The sequence below is a fragment of the Desulfovibrio sp. 1188_IL3213 genome, from assembly GCF_036763145.1.
In the GTDB taxonomy this organism is placed as follows: Bacteria; Desulfobacterota; Desulfovibrionia; order Desulfovibrionales; family Desulfovibrionaceae; genus Desulfovibrio.
Window position 1 is genome coordinate 1 of sequence record NZ_JBAIYR010000690.1, and the last position, 779, is coordinate 779.

At 58.9% G+C, this 779-nt stretch carries 1 protein-coding gene; it reads left to right on the forward strand.

Annotated elements, in window-relative coordinates; translation table 11 throughout:
* Nucleotides 1–779 (forward strand): SurA N-terminal domain-containing protein (locus V6C16_RS14575; protein ID WP_333543604.1); only part of this gene is annotated, 779 nt, incomplete at both ends.

Sequence of the window (779 nt, forward strand, 5' to 3'; positions counted from 1 at the left end):
TGGCCTGCCCTGATCGGCCCGGTGCTTCTTGTCTGCTGTCTGTTTTTGGGCGGCTGCCTTGAAGGACGTCTGCCCGAAGGCGTTGTGGCTACGGTCAACGGCGACCCCATTTACCTGCGCACCGTGCAGGCCCTGCTGGACGGCCGCTCTGCGGCGCTGGACACCATGCAGCGGCCTTCGCTGGAAAACATGAAGCGCCAGTATGGCGACGCGCTTGGCACACTTATCATTTACGCGTTGGTAAATCAGGAATTGCGCAATCTGCAGATTCCCGTCACCGATTCCGCAGTGGAATCCGCCGTGGCGCATGTGAGGGCGGATTATGGCGGTGAAGAGGAACTGGCGCGCTTTCTTGCCGAGGAGTCGCTGGATGTCAATGAGTGGCGCTTGCTTATGCGCGACCATCTCGCCATGCAGAGCTTTGAAAAGCGCGTTCTTTTGCCCGGCATCCGTATTTCTCTGGACAATGTGCGCGGCTATTACAAGAAACACGAAGCGGAATTCAACTTACCTGAAACGCTGGACATTTGTTTGATTTCTGCCCCAGACCGACAGGGGGTGGACAGTTTTTGCGCGTCTTTTGCCTCAGTGGGACCGGTTCGTGAAGAACTGGCCGGCGAAGTTCTTTTGCAGTGCGTTGAAGCCGGTGCGGCCCAACTGCCGAAAGAGTCGCAGAAAGGTCTGGAAAAGCTCGCCCCTGGGCAATGCCTGCCGCCACGGCAGGAGGGCGACCGCTGGCTGGGGCTGGCATTGGCGCGGCGCAATGCGGCCCATGTTAT